This is a genomic window from Corynebacterium lowii, from assembly GCF_001412085.1.
GTDB classification, from domain to species: domain Bacteria; phylum Actinomycetota; class Actinomycetes; order Mycobacteriales; family Mycobacteriaceae; genus Corynebacterium; species Corynebacterium lowii.
Window position 1 is genome coordinate 303,622 of record NZ_LKEV01000001.1, and the last position, 16,872, is coordinate 320,493.

Below are 16,872 nucleotides of genomic sequence, written 5' to 3' on the forward strand. Positions count from 1 at the left end.
GTAGCTTGTGTTGGGCTACGAACGTCGGTGTTCTCTGTCTTTTTAGGGTAGGTTTGATATGCAAATCTTGAAAAAGGTAAACCTTAAAGGTATGGATGGGGGTGTTATCCATGTCTGGCGATGAGGGCTTGAAGAAATCGTTTGCTTTGTCTGGTACGGCAAAGAAGATTATTTCCTTCTTGGCTGCCCTTTTTGTTGTCTTTTCGGGCTCTACTGCTGTAGCGAACGCTCTCGATTACGGAGAGACGGTCAATACGGCGGATAGTGGCCTATACAACAAAAACATCGTCACTCCTGATAGCGTTAACCATATTGCTGGGATTTTCACGGTTAATGAAACATCGGGTGTGCCGATTTCCGGCCTGTACGCATACTGCGTTGAGGCAGGAGTCGCTTCGCGAGAGTCCAACGGTAAAATTGTTAACTGGGCCGATTACAATAAGGTCGCTAACGATACCAGCCTTAAGGACGATGCGAATAAGGAAAAGATTAACTGGATCCTTCACAATGCTTACCCCTTGCTCTCGGAGCAGGAACTTGGCGAGAAGGTTGGAGTTAAGAATCCGAAGACGCTTTCCAAGGCTGATGCTGTAGGAGCTACGCAGGCGGCTATTTGGTATTACTCTGATGGTCTAGATCTTTCCGATGCTCCGGCTATTAAGAATAACGACAACGTTAAGAAGATTTATGAGTACTTGACCGGCTCGGAGAACGTGGGCCGCAAGGAAAATACGTCTGGTTCCAACCGCACCGGTGCCTTCCTTGATAATGAGAAGGGCCAGAAGAAGGTTGTGGTTGACGACACGACGCCTCCGGATCCGGAGCCTACCCCGGGGCCGACTTCCGAGGAAGAGACCACTCCCGAAGAGACCACCTCGGTAACAGAGGAACGTCCGGAGCCGAAGAACCCGAAGATCGGTACGTCGGCCGAGTTTGCTGATGGTGCTGACCGTGTGGTTGCTGGCGCTACGGTGAATGACACTGTGACGTATGAGGATTTGGTGCTGGGTAAGGCTTATACGCTTGAGGCTCAGTTGGTTGATAAGACTGATGAGTCGAAGGTTGTGGGTTCCGGTTCTGCGGAGTTCACGGCGGATGAGTCCGGTAAGGGTTCTGTGGTTGTTCCGATCAAGGTCAATGATGATCTTGAGGGTTCTGTTGCTGCGGCTGTGGCGTTTGAGACGTTGAAGTCTTCTGATGAGGAGGCTCAGGCTAATAAGGCTGAGGATCTTCCGGAGGGTTCGGCGCCGGACGTGATTGCTGAGCATAAGGACATCAATGATGAGGCTCAGACGGTGACGTCGGGTGAGTTACCTGAGGCGAAGCTGGAGCTGAAGAAGTACATCGGTACGGAGGAGTTCGCTGGTTCTGAGAAGAAGCAGGAGGCTCCGGGTGCTGAGGGTGTTATTGACGCTCAGAGTGCTGATGAGGCTTTCCAGGCTGCGGCTGCTGGTGATGAGCTGACGGTGACGTTTGCTGTGACGAATACTGGCAAGTTGGATATGAAGGACGTGTCTGTTGCGGATGCGTTGCTTGATACGGATACTGCTGGTATTGAGCCCGGTACGGTTTCCCCGGAGAAGCAGGACATCAAGATCGGCGAGACGAAGTACTTTACGGCGAAGATTGCTGCGCCGGAGGCTGGGAAGCTGCATGCTGACCAGGCGAAGGCGGAGGGTACTCCGGTTGATGAGGATGGCAAGGAAGTGCCGTTCAAGGATTCCGAGGGTAACGAGCAGAAGCCGGGTACGCGTGTTCCGTCGAATGAGGATCCTGCTCATGCGGTAACGCCGGAGAAGGATGTTCGTCCTGCTGGTATTTCGTTGAAGAAGTACATCGGTGCGAAGACGGATGTTGCTTCTGTGGAGGCTGCTGAGAAGTTGAATGATTCTCAGACGGCGGATGCTGCTGGTGATGATTTGACGGTGGCGTTTGTGGTGGAAAACGTTGGTGAGTTGGATCTGAAGGATATTGCTACGCCTTCGGATGAGGCTATTACTGAGGCGTTCACGAATGCTGTTGATAACACTGTTTCTGGTGTGGATGCTGGTACTCCGCAGGTGACGAATATTCGCTTGGCTGAGTTTGCGGGTAATGCTGATAATCAGAAGCTGCTGAAGCCTGAGGGCAAGGTGGTTTTCGTTGGTGATTTGAAGGCTCCGGATGCTGAGAAGTTGCATGCGGATAAGGCTTCGTCTGCTGGTACGCCGGTGGATGAGGATGGCAAGCCGGTTGAGTACACGCCGTTGGATGAGAATGGCAAGCCGAAGCAGGGTGAGGATGGTCAGCCGCAGGTGGTTGATGCGTCTACTCCTGTGGAGTCGAATGAGGATCAGGCTCATGCCACCACCCCGGGCAAGGATTTGGAGCCTGAGGTTGCTACCTCTGCGTCGGTGGATAAGGACAGCAAGGTTGCTGTTGTTGCTTCCGATGAGGCTCAGACGGTGTTCGATACGGTGACTGTGGAGAACGTGGTTGAGGGCAAGGAGTACACGCTTGAGGCGCAGTTGATGAAGAAGTCTGATTCTTCTGCGATTGAGGGTGCTTCTGCTTCCAAGACGTTTGTTGCTGATGCTTCTGGTCTGTCTGATTTCGTGAAGAATGAGGATGGTTCGGTTTCTGGTTCTGTGGTGGTGGAGATTCCGTTGCCGGCGAAGTCGTTGGCTGCGGGTGATTCTGCTGTTGCTTTCGAGGAGTTGACCTCGACGGTCGTGGATGCCAAGGGCAATGAGACTCCGGATGCGAAGGCTCCGAATGCGATTGCTGAGCACAAGGACATCGCGGATGAGAAGCAGACGGTTACCTATGAGGTGAAGCAGCACCCTGAGTTGGAGTTGAAGAAGTACATCAACGACAACGATGCTCAGGACTGGGCCACCGCGGAAGAGCTGGAGCCGGGCGAGAAGGCCACGGTGAAGTTCGTGGTGACCAACACCGGTAACGTCGATCTGTTCAACGTCACCCTCTCTGATGAGACGGTGGAGGGCGTTGGCGATGTTGAGAACATCACGCCTAAGCAGATTGATCGCCTGAACGTGGGTGATTCTGCGGAGTTCACCGGCGAGCTGACGCTGCCGGAGGGCAACCAGGAGCACAAGGATGTGGCGAAGGCTGAGGGTGTTCCGCCGAGCCCGGAGAATCCGGATAAGCCTGGTGAGGATCAGCCGAAGGTTCCGTCGAATGAGGATCCGGCCCACGCCAAGACGCCGGATAAGGATACGAAGCCGAGTGTGAAGCCCTCGGAGTCTGTTCCTGCCTCCGAAACTCCGGAGAACCCGGAGCCGACGCCGTCGGATGAGCCTTCTGATGAGCCGAAGCCGACTCCGTCCGAGTCGACGCCTGCGCCTGAGCCGTCCTCGACGCAGCCGAGTGAGCCCGAAGAGCCGGGCGAGCCGGTGACCGAGGAACCGGAAGAGCCGGAGGAGCTTGGTACTGCGAAGCTGGAGCTGAAGAAGTACATCGGTACGGAGGAGTTCGCTGGGTCTGAGAAGGCACAGTCTGCTCCGGGTGCTGAGGGTGTTATTGACGCTCAGACTGCCGATGATGCCTTCAAGGCCGAGGGCGCAGATCAGGACCTGACGGTGACGTTCGCGGTGACGAACACGGGCACGCTGGATATGAAGGATGTGTCGGTGGCCGATAAGCTCACCGCGGCGGATACCGCTGGCGTTGAGCTGGGTACGATTTCGCCTGCTAAGCAGGATGTGAAGGCTGGCGAGACGGTGTACTTCACCGCAAAGGTGAAGGCTCCGGAGGCTGGCAAGCTGCATGCTGATGAGGCGAAGGCGGAGGGTACTCCGGTGGATAAGGACGGCAAGGAAGTGCCGTTCAAGGATGCTGATGGCAAGGAGCAGAAGCCGGGCACGAAGGTTCCCTCTAACGAGGATCCTGCCCACGCGGTGACCCCGGATGAGCCGGAGAAGCCTGCCGAGCTGAAGCCGTCCATCAAGACCTCGGTGGATCCGAAGTCCATGTCCATTGCCCCTGGTGGCAAGGTTGTGGATACGGTTACCTACGAGGGCCTGAAGCCGGATACCGAGTACACCCTGAACGCTCAGATGGTGGATAAGAACGATGCCACCCGCGTGATTGGTTCGGGCGAGAAGACGTTTACGACGCCGAAGTCGGAGGAAGACTCCGTTTCCGGTGAGGTTGACGTGGACATCTCGTTCAACGCCAATGCGAAGGATGTATCTTCTGCCGTTGCCTTCGAGGAACTGACCTCCAAGGTGGTGGATGCCAAGGGCAACGCCACCCCGGATGCCACGACCCCGAACGCGATTGCTGAGCACAAGGACATCAACGATGCCGCTCAGACTGTGAATGATGCCGATGCACCTGTGACTCCGAAGCTGGAGTTGAAGAAGTACATCAACGGCAATGATTCGCAGAAGTGGGATGCTGCGGAGTCCTTGAAGCCGGGTGAAAAGGCTGAGGTGACCTTCGTGGTGACCAACACCGGCAACGTGGACCTGAAGGATGTCACGGTTGACGATGAGACGGTGGAGGGCGTTGGTGACGTCACCAACATTTCCCCGTCGAGCGTTGATCTGCTGAAGGTTGGCGAGTCGGCAACGTTCACCGGTGAGCTGGTCCTGCCGGAAGGCGATCAGAAGCACAAGGACGAGGCGAAGGCCGCTGGCGTTCCTGTTGACGAGTCGGGCAAGGAGCACAAGCCGGGCGAGAAGGTTGTTTCGGACAAGGATCCTGCTCACGCAGTGACTCCGAGCGAGGATCAGCCTGCTAAGCCGGAGCCGAAGCCCTCTGAGGAGCCGAAGCCTTCTGAGGAGCCGAAGCCTTCTGAGGAGCCGAAGCCTTCTGAGTCCACGCCTGTGGTGCCGGTGAAGCCGGAGCCGGGTAAGCCTGCTCCGAAGATCACCACGGATGCGGCCATTGAGGATAATGGTGCTCTGGTGGCTGGTGCCACGGTGGTGGATACGGTGAGCTTTACCGGCCTGGAGGCTGGTAAGAAGTACACCTTGGATGCTGAGCTGATGTGCAAGGCGTCTGGTGCCGCTACGGGTGCTACTGCGAAGGTGGTCTTTGTGCCGCAGGTTGCTGATGGGCAGATTAATGTGCCCATTGCGGTGACTGATGGTGACTGTTCTGAGCAGGTGGCCTTTGAGACGCTGCGGGATTCTTCCGGGGCTGTGGTGGCTGTGCATCATGACATTAATGATGCTGCTCAGACGGTGACGGCTCGTGATGTTGTGGAGAAGCCTGCTCCTTCGCAGAAGACTGTGGAGAAGAAGCAGGATAAGAACGTCACGGTGGTTACTGAGGATGCGCCTGAGGTGGGTAAGGCGGTGGCGCCGAAGACGCCGCGTCGTTCCATTAAGGCGATTCCGTCTGGTTCGTTGGTGTTGGAGGAGGGTATGCCCTCTCACATCTAGTGCCAATGCACTAGCCAGATGATCTAAAAGAAGGAGGGGTGGTGAGTTCCTGTTACGGGAACCACCACCCCTCCTTTTGCTATGCATGGCCGCGGCTACGTGCCGCAATAAATAAAGCCCCCACAGCAGTGGGGGCAGAATCAGGGATTCGTTTATAGCCTGATGGTCTCGGCGTTGAGGACACCGGAATCACAGGTCACCAGCGCTACGCGGGTAACGCGGGAGCCTGCGCCCACAAAGGACCAGGCGCTTTCTTTCTCCTCGCCGGAGGTGCACACTGCCTTCGTGGCTAGCTGGCCGTCTGTGCTGGCGGGATCGCAGTCCGTCCACGCATTATTTCCATCAACATAGGCCTGGCAGCCGTTTGAATCTTCACCCTGGTACCCGGCGCTAGCGAGGGCACTGGGGGAGAGGAGAGCGAGCCCGGAGGCCGCCATAAGCATCGCGGTGCTGATTCGCTTCGTCACGATCATTGTTTCCTTTCTGATTCGGATTCTGTGTGATCGTTAAGCAATCTACTATGGGCATCTCTGCTGGTTGAAAATGGAAACTTGGTAGCGCTTCATTGCGGGGAAGAACTGAGGCGGCGGTAGATGCCGGCCACCAGCAGCACAAAGACGATGAGGCCCACCCACTGTGCGGCGCCCTCGTAGCCCTCCGGGAATATGCCAAGCGGGGCGGATTTTCCGGTGGCGGCGATGATACCGGCATGAAGCACGCCGAAGAGGCTTTCACCCACGATGAGCCCGGTGGCGAGGAGAGTGCCCAGGCGCGTGAGCTTTTCTGGGTGGGCGCTGCGGGCCGCGTAGCGGTTGTACAGGGTACCGATCACGCTGCCTAGGGCGATGACGATGGTCAGCCCGAGGGGAAGGTACATACCCATTCCTACGGCGAGCGGCGGGAGCGCCAAGCGCTTTGCGCTAGCGCGCCCGAGGGTTTCGTCGATAGCAATAATGCCTACGGCGATGAGGGCACCCAAGCCCACCTTGCCCCAATCCAGGGTGCCGCCGAAGATTCCCTGCGATACCGAGGACATGAGCGCGGCTTGGGGCGCGGCGAGGGCGTCCGGCCCGGCCCCCTCGGCGCCCTGGAAACCGAAGGCGTGGAGCATGAGCTGGAGAATCGGGGGAATGACGAGGGAACCAAAGACCACGCCGATGATGAGGGCCACCTGTTGCTTCCAGGGGGTAGCGCCCACGAGCTGGCCGGTTTTGAGGTCTTGGAGATTGTCATTGGAGATGGTGGCGATGCCGAAGATCACGGCGGCGGTGAAGAGGGTATAGGCCACCAGGGCGGTGGGATTGGTGGCGGATTCCTCCCCGGTGGCGACCTTAATGAGCAGGGCGGTGGCGAGCACGGTGATGATGCCCATTGAGGAGATGGGGCTATTGGAGGCCCCGATGAGTCCCGCCATATAGCCGCAGACGGCGGCGATGAGCAGGCCGGAAATCAGAGTGAATACCACGCTGAGCAGAATCAGGGTGCCGGTGTGGTGGCTGATCTCCGTGCCGCGCAGGAAGTTCCAGAGCAGGAGGCCGATGGGGAGCATGGAAACTCCAATGCTGCCGAGCACGAGGGGGAAGGGAATATCGCGCTCGATGAGTTCCACCTGCTGCCCGCCCTGGCGAGCGCGGGAGGAAAGGATGGAGGAATAAATACCCCTGGCGATGGGGCCGATGATTTTAAGAAGCGTCCACAGCGCGGCCACGGCCATGGCACCCGCGCCGATGAAGCGAACATCGTTGCGGAATGCGGCGCTCACGGCCTCGGAGATGTTGCCAGAAGCGGGTACCTCGCCGCGCGTAAAGAGCGGCAGGAGCACGCCGTGAGAGATGAGCACGCCCACGAACATCGCGGCTCCCACGGTGATGCCCACCAGGTGCCCCACGCCGATGAGGGCGAGCGAAAGGCTGCCGCCGATCATGGTGCCACCCGTGCCCACGCGCAGCGCCGTGGAAACCTCCGTGCTCACGGCCTTGAGGGCGCCGAGCAGCGAGAAGAAGGCGGAAGAGGCAGCGCCTGCAACGATGGCGCGCAGCCCGCGGCGATTTTCCTCCTCGGAGCGGCTTTCATCGCCCACGCGCAGCACCTCGGCGGCGGCGACGCCCTCGGGGAAGGGAAGATCGGAGCCGGTGACGAGCGCGCGGCGCAGCGGTATGGAATACATGACGCCCAAAACGCCGCCGATCATGCACACCAGGAGCGTGGTCCAATAGGGGAAACCCTGCCACCACCCCACCATCACCAGGCCGGGGAGCACGAAGATGATAGCGGAGAGCGTGCCGGCGGCGGAGGCGATGGTTTGCACGATGTTGTTTTCCACCACGGTGTGATGCCTAAACCGGCGCAGCACCGCCATAGAGATCACCGCAGCCGGGATAGAGGTGGCAAAGGTGAGGCCCACCTTGAGGCCTAAATAAACGTTGGCGGCGGTGAAAACCAGGGTGATGAGTCCACCGAGGATCACCGCCCGCATAGTGAGTTCGCGCAAGGCGCACCTCCAAGATCGGGAAATACGAAGATGAAGGTAGATTACTCCCTATTGCTCGATAGGAAAGATCACCAAGCGCCCTCTAGGCGCAGCAACCACTCCTTAGCCGCGAGGCCCCCGGCATAGCCGCCCAGGGAGCCGTCGGAACGCAAAACCCTATGGCAGGGCGCGATGATGGGCAGGGGATTGGTGCGGCAACCACTGCCGACGGCGCGGGCTGCCCTCGGGGCGTCGAGGGCAGCGGCGATCTCGCCATAGCTGCTGGTGTGGCCGTACCCGATGGAAAGGAGATGGCGCTGTACTCGCAGGCGGAAACCGGAGGAGGCGCCCCAATCCAGGGGGACGTCGAAAGTGCGGCGCCGCCCGGCAAAGTATTCCTCTAGTTGAACCCGCGCGGCCTCCACGAAGGGGGAATCGGTGGATTCACCGGGGCCGAAGAGTATGTGCGTGAGCCCCTGCGGGGAGGCCAGGAGGGTGAGGGGGCCGATGGGGGTATCCATGATTTACGACCTGTCTGCGAGGGTTTGCCGGATGGGGCGGGCCAGCTGGGTCATTTCGCGGCGCCCGCGCAGCTCCACGGACTTCATCAGCGTCCAGCGGGCCTGCTCGGCCTCGTTGGCCCCGCGCAGCGTGGAGGAGTTCGTGAGCACGCGGCCGGGGGTATCTTTGGCCAGCTCGGTGAGGCGCGCGGCCTGATTCACGGCGTCGCCAATCACGGTGTACTCAAAGCGATTGTGGCCGCCGATGTGCCCGGCCACCACGTGCCCCGCGGCCACACCGATACCGGCCTGCAACTCCATATCGCGCAGTTCCTCCCGCAGCTCGCGGGCGGCGCTCAGCGCCAGGGAGTTGGCATCGCCCAGCGGGAGCGGCGCACCAAAGACGGCGAGCGCGGCGTCACCCTGGAACTTGTTGATGATGCCCTTATTCCGGTGCACCACCTCCACCACGTGCTCAAAGAAGCGATTGAGTTCCGCCACCACTTCTTCCGGCTCGTGATGGACGGCAAAGGTGGTGGAACCGATGACGTCGATGAAGAGCACGGCGACCTTGCGGTCCTCGCCGCCCAGGGTGGGGCGCTCCTCTAGCGCGCGGCGCGCCACCTCCGTGCCCACGTAGCGGCCAAAAATATCGCGCACCCGCTGGCGCTCCCGCAGCCCGCGCATCATCTCATTAAAACCGGCCTGGAGCACGCCGATCTCGGAGCCATCGTAGATGTCCACCTGCGCATTGGAATCACCGCGCCGCACGCGATTAATGGCCTCCTGGAGCTCCTGGATGGGGTCTACCACGCTCATGATGGAAAGCGTGGTGCCCACAAAGCCGGTGATGAGGGCGCTCACGATGAGCCAGAGGATAGCGGGGATGATGTCTGCGGCGTTGTCCGTGAAGAAACCCGCCTGCTGCCCCCAGATGAGCAGCAGCACACCCAGGGCGGGCACCCCCGTGGTGAGCACCCACGTGGTGCGCAGGCGAGACTTAATCGGAGGCTCCAGTGTGGAATCCTCGAAGCGGCGTGCCAGGGCGGAGGCCGCCACCGGGCGCACCATGCGCTCGGCGGCCAGGTACGTGATGATGATGACCACGGAACCTGCCAACGCACAGGCCACGGCGATCACGAGAGCCATGCGGCCGCTGACGGAAGAGGTGATCCCCACGGCGATGAGAATGCCGATGAACCACACGATAGCGCACACCACGGCCTGATAAATGGGCAGGCGGAGCACCAAATTGCGCACCATATTGGGATCATGCGCCTCTGGGGAACGCTGCCAATCCAGCACCGGCCTAAACAGGACAAAGGTGGCGGCAATGCCCACGACGGCGGCAAGGACTACGTAGCTGATACCGATGGCCGGTAGATGCGTTTCCGAGGAATCAAAGTGTTCCAGTTCCGGCAGGGGAATGAGGAAGCGGATGAAGAACATGATGGCCGCCGCACCCAGCAGGTTCGATCCGAGAACGAGGGCGGCGTACAGGGGCCAGGAGGTGCCCCAAAGCCACGTGATAGCCCTCAACAATCGGTTCATGCTAGATACTCTAACCATTAGCTAGGCTGGGTGCGGTGAATACTTCCCCCCGCAGCGTAGCCGAACGCCTCGCAGATACTCCCAGCGTGCGCGATGTGGTGCTGGGGGCTGCGCGGGCGGCGCGCGAAATGGTGGGGGAGATAGCGGGGGAGGAACCCGCGGGGGCGTCGATAAGCGGGGCCATGACGCACTCGTGGGTGTTTACCGGTGCACCGGGCTCGGGGCGCTCCCAGGCGGCGCTGGCCTTTGCCGCGGCCCTGGAATGTACCGGCCCCGAGCCCGGCTGTGGGCGCTGCGAATCCTGCCGGGCGGTATTCGAGGGCGCGCACACCGACGTGGTGCGCGTGGTGCCCCAGGCCCTTTCCATCGGCGTGGACTATGTGCGCGAAACCATCATCGCCGGGGCTCACCGCTTGCCCACCGTGAGCCCCTGGCGCGTGGTCATTATCGAGGACGCCGATCGCCTCTCCGCCTCGGCGGCCGACGCCCTGCTCAAAACCGTGGAGGAACCGCCCTCGCGCACCGTCATCATTTTCTGCGCCCCCTCCACCGATCCCGAGGACTTCTCCACCACCCTGCGCTCGCGCTGCCGCCACGTGTACGTGCCCTCCCCCTCGGTGGAGGAGATCGTGCGCATTCTCGTGAGCGAGGAGGGGGCCAGCGAGCACGATGCGCGCCTGGCCGCGCACGCCTCCCTCCGGCACGTGGGCCGGGCGCGCCGCCTGGTGACCACCCCCAGCATGCAGCAGCGCCGCGCCGCGATACTGAACCTCGCGGAACTCATTAACCACGGAGACCAGGCCTTCCAGGCGATGTATGCGCTGGTAAAAGCGATGGAGAAGGAGGCCACGGAGGCCTTTGCAGAAGAGGACGCCGCCGAGCGCGAGAAGCTGGAACGCTCTCTGGGGGCGGGAGGCCGAGGAAAAGGCGCGCAGAAGGCCGCCCGCGGCACCGCGGGAATGGTCAAGGAACTAGAGAAGGCGCAAAAAATGCGCACCACCCGGCGGCGGCGAGACCTGCTGGACCTCGCCCTCGTGGACCTCGCCGGGCTATACCGGGACGCGCTGCTGCTGGCGGTGGGCTCCGGGGTGGACCCGGTGCATCCCGACTTCGCTGCACTGGCCGGGGAGTTGGCCGCGCGCGTGGGAGAGGCCGGGCTGGTGGCCTGCCTGGATGCTATCGCGGTGTGCCGCCGACATATCACGGAGAACGTGCAGTTCAGCATTGCCACCGACGGCCTCGTAGGCCGTTTGCGGCAGGCATACGGGGTGTAGTAGGGTAATCGCTCGTGCCGCCTTAGCTCAGTCGGTAGAGCGATTCACTCGTAATGAATAGGTCGCGAGTTCGATTCTCGCAGGCGGCTCTGCTTTTTGTAGTTGTATGCAGCGCCGCAGGGTAAGAAGATTCTTGCTCTGCGGCGCTGTTTTTTCGTGTTCGGGTGGGTGCGGCAGCGCTGTGGGGTGCCAGTACCGGGGTTGCTGCTTATCGACGCCGCCTAACGTCACCCCTTCGTGTTGCGTGGGGCACCCACCAACCCCAAGGGGTGCCAGTGGGAGGGGCGGGGGCGTCGATAAGCGGGCAGTGGCACCCCTTGGTGCTGCGGTGCCCGCGCCGCAACGCGATGGGGTGTCACCTCGGCCTGGTGGGGTGGCTGCTGCTTTGTAGTGGCACCCTTACGCGGCGGGTAGCCCCGCTCCCTACCCCCGCCGGCGCTTAACACCTTGACACTTTCTGTAAAAGTGTCATCATTGGTACATGTCTACGAACAGCCCTGACCGTACCCAATCCGCCGTACCGCTCCCTCCCATGACCCACAGCCTGTGGGGCACGCCGGAGGAGGCCAAGCCGCTCTCTAAGGCCGTGCGCAAGCTCGTTTCCACCGTGCTGGGGGCCGATGCGGAGAAGAACAACCGCATTCCCGCAGCGGAGATCAAGCTGAGCGAGGTACGCCTTTCCGAGGCCGACCTCGCCGCCCTAGCCGAGATCGTGGGCGCGCAATACCTCAGCGTGGAGCACGAGCAGCGCCTACGCCGCGCCCGCGGAAAATCCTACCCTGACCTGCTCGATTGGCGCTCCGGCCGCGTGATCGACGCCCCCGATGCCGTGGTGGCCCCCGGCACGGAGGAGGAGGTAGAAGCCCTGCTGCGTTGGTGTACCCAGGAGCGCGTGGCCGTGGTGCCCTTCGGCGGCGGCACGAGCGTGGTGGGCGGCGTGGCTCCCAAGGACGGCGGCCTGCGCGCGGTGCTGAGCCTGGACCTGGCGCGCTTCGACGCCCTGGAGGACGTCGATGAGGTTTCCCTGGAGGTCACCCTGGGCGCGGGTCTTTCCGGCCCGCATGCGGAACTCAAGCTGGCCGAGCACGGCCTGCAAATCGGCCACTTCCCGCAGTCTTTCCCCTATGCCTCCATCGGTGGCTATGCGGCCACGCGCTCCTCGGGGCAGAACTCCGCAGGCTATGGCCGCTTTGATGAGATGGTGCGGGAACTCACCGTGGTGACCCCGGTGGGTATCACGCGGGTGGGCTACCAGGCTCCGGCCTCGGCAGCCGGGCCGGATCTGCGCCAGCTCTTCCTGGGTTCGGAGGGCACGCTGGGCGTGATTACCAGGGTGCGCCTGCGCGTGCACCCGATTCCCCAGGTCAAGCGGTACGAGGCGTTTAGCTTTCCCTCCTTTACCCAGGGCGCCGAGGCCATGCGCCACGTGGTGCAAACGGGCACCGGCCCCACGGTGCTGCGCCTTTCCGACGAGATCGAATCCAGCATCAACCTTTCCTCCACGGACAAGATCGGTGACTCCGAGGACGCAGACTCCGGCTGCCTCCTGCTGACGATGTACGAGGGAACCCCGGAGCATACGGCCTCCCGCCACGAGGAAACACGCAACCTTTTGCTCTCCCTGGGCGGAGTTTCCCGCGGTGAGGGGCCGGTGCGTCAATGGGAGCAGGGCCGCTTTGGCGCCCCGGTGCTCCGCGATGGCCTGCTCGATCAGGGCGCGGTGTGCGAAACCTTCGAGACGGCTACGGAGTGGTCCAATATCGGCCGCGTGAAGAAGGCCGTCACGGAGGCAGTCGGTGAGGCCCTGGCGGCGTCGGGAAGCTCCGCGATCATCATGTGCCACATCTCGCACGTCTACGAGGGCGGCTGCTCCCTGTACTTCACCATCATCGCGGGGCAGCGTGGCGACGACCCGGCGCGCCAGTGGTGGACGGCCAAGGAAGCCGCCTGTCAGGCGATGGTGGATAACGGAGCGACGATCACGCACCATCACGCCGTGGGCACCGATCACCGCCCGTGGGTGCAGCCGGATATGGGGGAACTGGGAGCCACGATCTTGGGCTCGGTGAAGGCAACCTTGGACCCCGCGGGGATTCTGAATCCCGGCAAACTTTTCTGAGAGGCAAGCGATGAGCGATACATACCATATGCCCAAGCGGGATATTTCCCGCATTGCTTTGCTGACTAATCCAGCTGCGGGAAAGGGGAAAGCCGTGGCGGCCTCGGAGGCCGCAGCCAGAGCCTTTTATAAATACGGCGTGGACGTGGTGCGCATTTCTGGTTCCTCGCCGGAGGCGTCGAGGAACCTGGCCAGGGAAATGGTGCAAGATGATTCCATTGACGCCCTGGTGGCCTGCGGTGGCGACGGCCTCATTAGCCTTGCCCTGCAAGAACAGGCGGGAAGCGATACGCCCCTGGGGATTATTCCCGCTGGCACGGGTAACGATCATGCCCGCGAATACAACATTCCCAGGGATACTCGCCGCGCCGTAAAAACCATCGTGGAGGGTTATACCACCCGCACGGATTTGGGAATTATGCGCACCGATGATGGTCAGGAACGCTATTTTGGCACCATTGCCTGCGCCGGATTTGATTCCCTCGTCACGGATCGCACCAATAAGATTCCCTGGCCCTCCGGGCAACCCCGGTACATGCTGGCGATCCTTATTGAGTTTGCCAATTTCCATTCCATCCCCACCCGGATCACCCTGGATGATGGGCAGCCCATAGAGGAAGAAGTGACCCTGTGCGCCATCGGTAATACGAAAACCTACGGTGGCGGTATGCAGGTATGCCCCGACGCGGATCACTACGACGGCCTTTTTGACATCACGGTGCTTTCTAAAATCTCTCGGAGCAAAGCGGTCTTAAATGTGGGCAAGGTGTTCTCGGGAGACTTTGAGGACGTGAAAGAGGCAAAGAAATACCGGGCGCGAAAGGTGCGGGTGGAGATGCCCGGCATTAATTCCTATGCCGATGGCGATAAGTACTTCCCCTGCCCGATCGAATGTGAGATCGCCCCAGGAGCGGGCTATTACATTGTTCCGAGGCCCTAAAAGGGAAGGCGTGAATCTTTGTGAGTGAGAGTCCCCTGGAAACGCAAAAACGGCCAATGAGCGTTGAGGAATCCATCTTGGCTGCGGCGCGAGAGTGCTTTATGGAGCGGGGAGTTCGGCAGACCACGATGGCGGCCATCGCCAGAGCGGCGGGAGTATCGCGGCCCACGGTGTATTCGTATTTTGGCAACGTGGAAAACCTGGTGCGCAAGGTGCTCACCAGGGAAACCGTGGGGCTTCTCGACGCCGTGTATCCGCCCCCGCGCGACGTGGATGTGCTGAGCGAAGGAATCACCACCGTGGCCTTGAAGGCGCGCGATAATGAGTTTTTATCGTCGATGGTGAGCAAGGACCCGGAATTGCTGCTCACGTACCAGTTTCAACGGCTGGGCGAGAGCCAAGAGATTCTGGTGAAGTTTTTAAAGAATGTGATTGCCCGTATGCAGCGGGAAGGCGTGGCTATTAGGGAAGGAGACCCCAAGGTCATCGCCACACACGTTTTTATGGTGGCACAATCTCTTGTTCTTTCCGCCAAGGTACTTGGTGCAGTGGTGTCATCGGATGAGGAGTGGGCCCACGAGCTCACGGCAATATTGAAGGGATATTTACGGCAATGAGTACTAGCGCATTAAACGCGCGCCGCCGCGCAGCAGAATGGACGGAGCTTTCCCGCACGCAAGAGACTGTGGACGTGGTGATTATCGGCGGCGGTATCACCGGCGTGGGCCTGGCACTTGATGCCATCACGCGCGGGCTTTCCACGGTGTTAGTGGAAAAGCACGACCTCGCCTTTGGCACCTCGCGGTGGTCCTCCAAGCTGGCCCACGGAGGTCTGCGCTACCTAGCCAAGATGGAACTCGGTATCGCGCATCACTCCGCGGTAGAACGCGGGATTCTCATGGAGCGCACAGCCCCGCACCTGATTCGGGCTTTGCCACAGGTGATGGCCCTGGGAGCGGATACCACCGTGAAGCAAAAAGTGGCGACCAGGATGGGCTTTTTAGCCGGAGATGCGCTGCGGATCACCGCCGGGACGTCGGCAAGCACCCTGCCGCGCTCGCGCTTTGCCGCGAAGGAAGAGACGCTGCGACTGTGCCCGGCGGTGTCCCGAAAGGGGCTGAAGGGCTCCTGGGTGAATTACGACGGGCAGATGGTTGACGACGCCCGCGTGGTCACCGCGCTTGCCCGCACGGCGGCGAGTGAGGGAGCGCGGATACTGACGTATTGCGAGGCCACCTCCGCCAGCGGCCAGGAAGTAAAACTGCGCGATACGCTCACGGGCGCAGAAACCATCGTGCGAGCCCGCGCGGTTATTAGCGCCACCGGAGTATGGGCGGGTGGGCTTGACTCCGAGATCACGGTGCGCCCCGCGCGAGGCACCCACCTGGTCTTTGACGCCGAGCTCTTTGGCAACCCTACGGGGGCGCTCACGGTGCCGCTGCCGGGTTCGATCTCGCGCTATCTCTTCATTCTCCCCGCCCCGCATGGCCGGTGCTATTTGGGGCTGACCGATGAGGACGCCCCCGGCGAGATTCCCGATGTGCCCCCCACGCCGGAAGAGGACGTGGAGTTCTTGCTCAAGCACATCAATCGCGCCTTGGAAAAGAAGCTGACCCGCGCGGACGTGCTGGGGACGTTTACGGGACTGCGCCCCCTGCTGGATAACGGCGAAGGGGGATCGACCGCCGACCTTTCGCGCCGCCACGCCATCGTGACTTCGGAGAACGGGGTGTACTCCGTGGTGGGCGGAAAGTTCACGGAATATCGCCTCATGGCGGAGGAAACGCTCGATCGCGTGATTCGGGAACGCGGCCTGACGGCTCGGGCCTGCGTGACCCGCAATTTTCCGCTCATCGGCGCGCCGGGGCACCGCGATTATTCCCACATCGCCCTGCGCGATCTTCATGGCCTCCCCGCCGCCATGATGAGGCGCTTTGGCAATGAGGCTCCGCAGGTATTCGCCGCGGCCACCGTGGAGAATCCACTGAACAACGTGGGAAATCTGGACGTGAGCCGGGCTGAGGCGGAATACGCCTTTACCCACGAGGGCGCCCTCACGGTAGAGGACGTGCTGGAACGTCGTACCCGGGCGGCCATGATTCCGCGGGACGCCGAGGCGGCTTATGCCGAGGTACAAGAGATTCACGATCATGTTATGAGGAGCATGCGATGAAGAAAGTGACACAAACGGGGCGGAAGGTCCTGGACTCTGCATTTGTGAAAGCACAGGCGCGCTATCCGGTGGCCACCGGCGCGGTGATTCATAAGGTTATGGGGCTGACTTCCAGCAGCGGGCATAAAAAGCCTGGAACAAGTGAGGAGCAGGGTTCCTATGCCCACGTGAAGGGACTGCGGGCGGCTAATGAGGCCGCAGGGGTTCCTGCCGAGCTGGAGATAGAACGGCCTAATGGCGTGCTCGCCGCCAACGTGGCGGCGGGGATTCCGGGGTATGGGCAGGCACGGGCGACGCCCAGCCACGAGGGGTAGGAGAGAACGAGGGGTAGGAGAACACGGAGGCTGGGTGAGTACGAGGGTTGAGCGAAAGCGTTAGCCGAAAGATGGGAAAGCCAGACGAAAGTTAGGCGGCGAATGTAACTTTTTGATTAAGAGGTAATGGGAGGCATT

11 protein-coding genes and 1 tRNA gene are annotated in these 16,872 nt (G+C 61.2%); 8 read left to right on the forward strand and 4 right to left on the reverse strand.

All coding sequences use genetic code 11. From position 1 onward, the window contains the following. Positions 1 to 110 precede the first annotated feature (110 nt). A complete protein-coding gene (locus Clow_RS01425) occupies positions 111 to 5,393 on the forward strand; it encodes a VaFE repeat-containing surface-anchored protein (RefSeq protein ID WP_156334524.1) in 5,283 nt (1,760 codons plus the stop codon). 152 nt (positions 5,394 to 5,545) lie between these two features. On the opposite strand, the gene Clow_RS01430 is transcribed toward Clow_RS01425, so the two are convergent. From Clow_RS01430 to Clow_RS01445, 4 genes are all read right to left on the reverse strand, one after another. Beyond that, positions 5,546 to 5,860 (reverse strand): hypothetical protein, encoded by a 315-nt coding sequence (locus Clow_RS01430; protein ID WP_156334526.1) that lies wholly within the window; start codon positions 5,858 to 5,860, stop codon positions 5,546 to 5,548. Positions 5,861 to 5,955: 95 nt separating this feature from the next. Next, positions 5,956 to 7,926, reverse strand: a complete 1,971-nt coding sequence (locus Clow_RS01435) for an OPT family oligopeptide transporter (RefSeq protein ID WP_281175637.1) — start codon at positions 7,924 to 7,926, stop codon at positions 5,956 to 5,958. A 26-nt stretch (positions 7,927 to 7,952) separates the two neighbouring features. Beyond that, entirely contained in the window at positions 7,953 to 8,384 is a 432-nt protein-coding gene (locus Clow_RS01440) for a methylated-DNA--[protein]-cysteine S-methyltransferase (RefSeq protein WP_055175259.1), read from the reverse strand. A 3-nt stretch (positions 8,385 to 8,387) separates the two neighbouring features. Next, positions 8,388 to 9,914 (reverse strand): adenylate/guanylate cyclase domain-containing protein, encoded by a 1,527-nt coding sequence (locus Clow_RS01445; RefSeq protein WP_055175262.1) that lies wholly within the window; start codon positions 9,912 to 9,914, stop codon positions 8,388 to 8,390. A gap of 35 nt (positions 9,915 to 9,949) precedes the next feature. Here Clow_RS01445 and Clow_RS01450 point away from each other — a divergent pair, with 35 nt between their 5' ends. From Clow_RS01450 to Clow_RS01480, 7 genes are all read left to right on the forward strand, one after another. Then, positions 9,950 to 11,188, forward strand: coding sequence for a DNA polymerase III subunit delta' (locus tag Clow_RS01450; RefSeq protein WP_055175265.1), 1,239 nt, complete (start codon positions 9,950 to 9,952; stop codon positions 11,186 to 11,188). A 16-nt stretch (positions 11,189 to 11,204) separates the two neighbouring features. Then, positions 11,205 to 11,277: transfer RNA gene (locus tag Clow_RS01455), tRNA-Thr, on the forward strand. 443 nt (positions 11,278 to 11,720) lie between these two features. After that, positions 11,721 to 13,307, forward strand: coding sequence for an FAD-binding oxidoreductase (locus Clow_RS01460; RefSeq protein ID WP_055176238.1), 1,587 nt, complete (start codon positions 11,721 to 11,723; stop codon positions 13,305 to 13,307). A 10-nt stretch (positions 13,308 to 13,317) separates the two neighbouring features. Next, complete coding sequence (locus tag Clow_RS01465; RefSeq protein WP_055175267.1) at positions 13,318 to 14,247, forward strand: diacylglycerol kinase; 930 nt, start codon at positions 13,318 to 13,320, stop codon at positions 14,245 to 14,247. A gap of 56 nt (positions 14,248 to 14,303) precedes the next feature. Further along, positions 14,304 to 14,864: a TetR/AcrR family transcriptional regulator gene (locus tag Clow_RS01470; protein WP_055175269.1), complete on the forward strand. Its 561-nt coding sequence runs from the start codon at positions 14,304 to 14,306 to the stop codon at positions 14,862 to 14,864. Then, entirely contained in the window at positions 14,861 to 16,420 is a 1,560-nt protein-coding gene (locus Clow_RS01475) for a glycerol-3-phosphate dehydrogenase/oxidase (protein WP_055175271.1), read from the forward strand. The genes Clow_RS01470 and Clow_RS01475 overlap by 4 nt, the downstream gene beginning before the upstream one ends. Then, the gene (locus Clow_RS01480; protein ID WP_055175274.1) at positions 16,417 to 16,734 is read left to right on the forward strand and encodes a hypothetical protein; all 318 of its coding nucleotides are present in this window, start codon (positions 16,417 to 16,419) and stop codon (positions 16,732 to 16,734) included. Before Clow_RS01475 ends, Clow_RS01480 begins: the two co-directional genes overlap by 4 nt. Positions 16,735 to 16,872 lie beyond the last annotated feature (138 nt).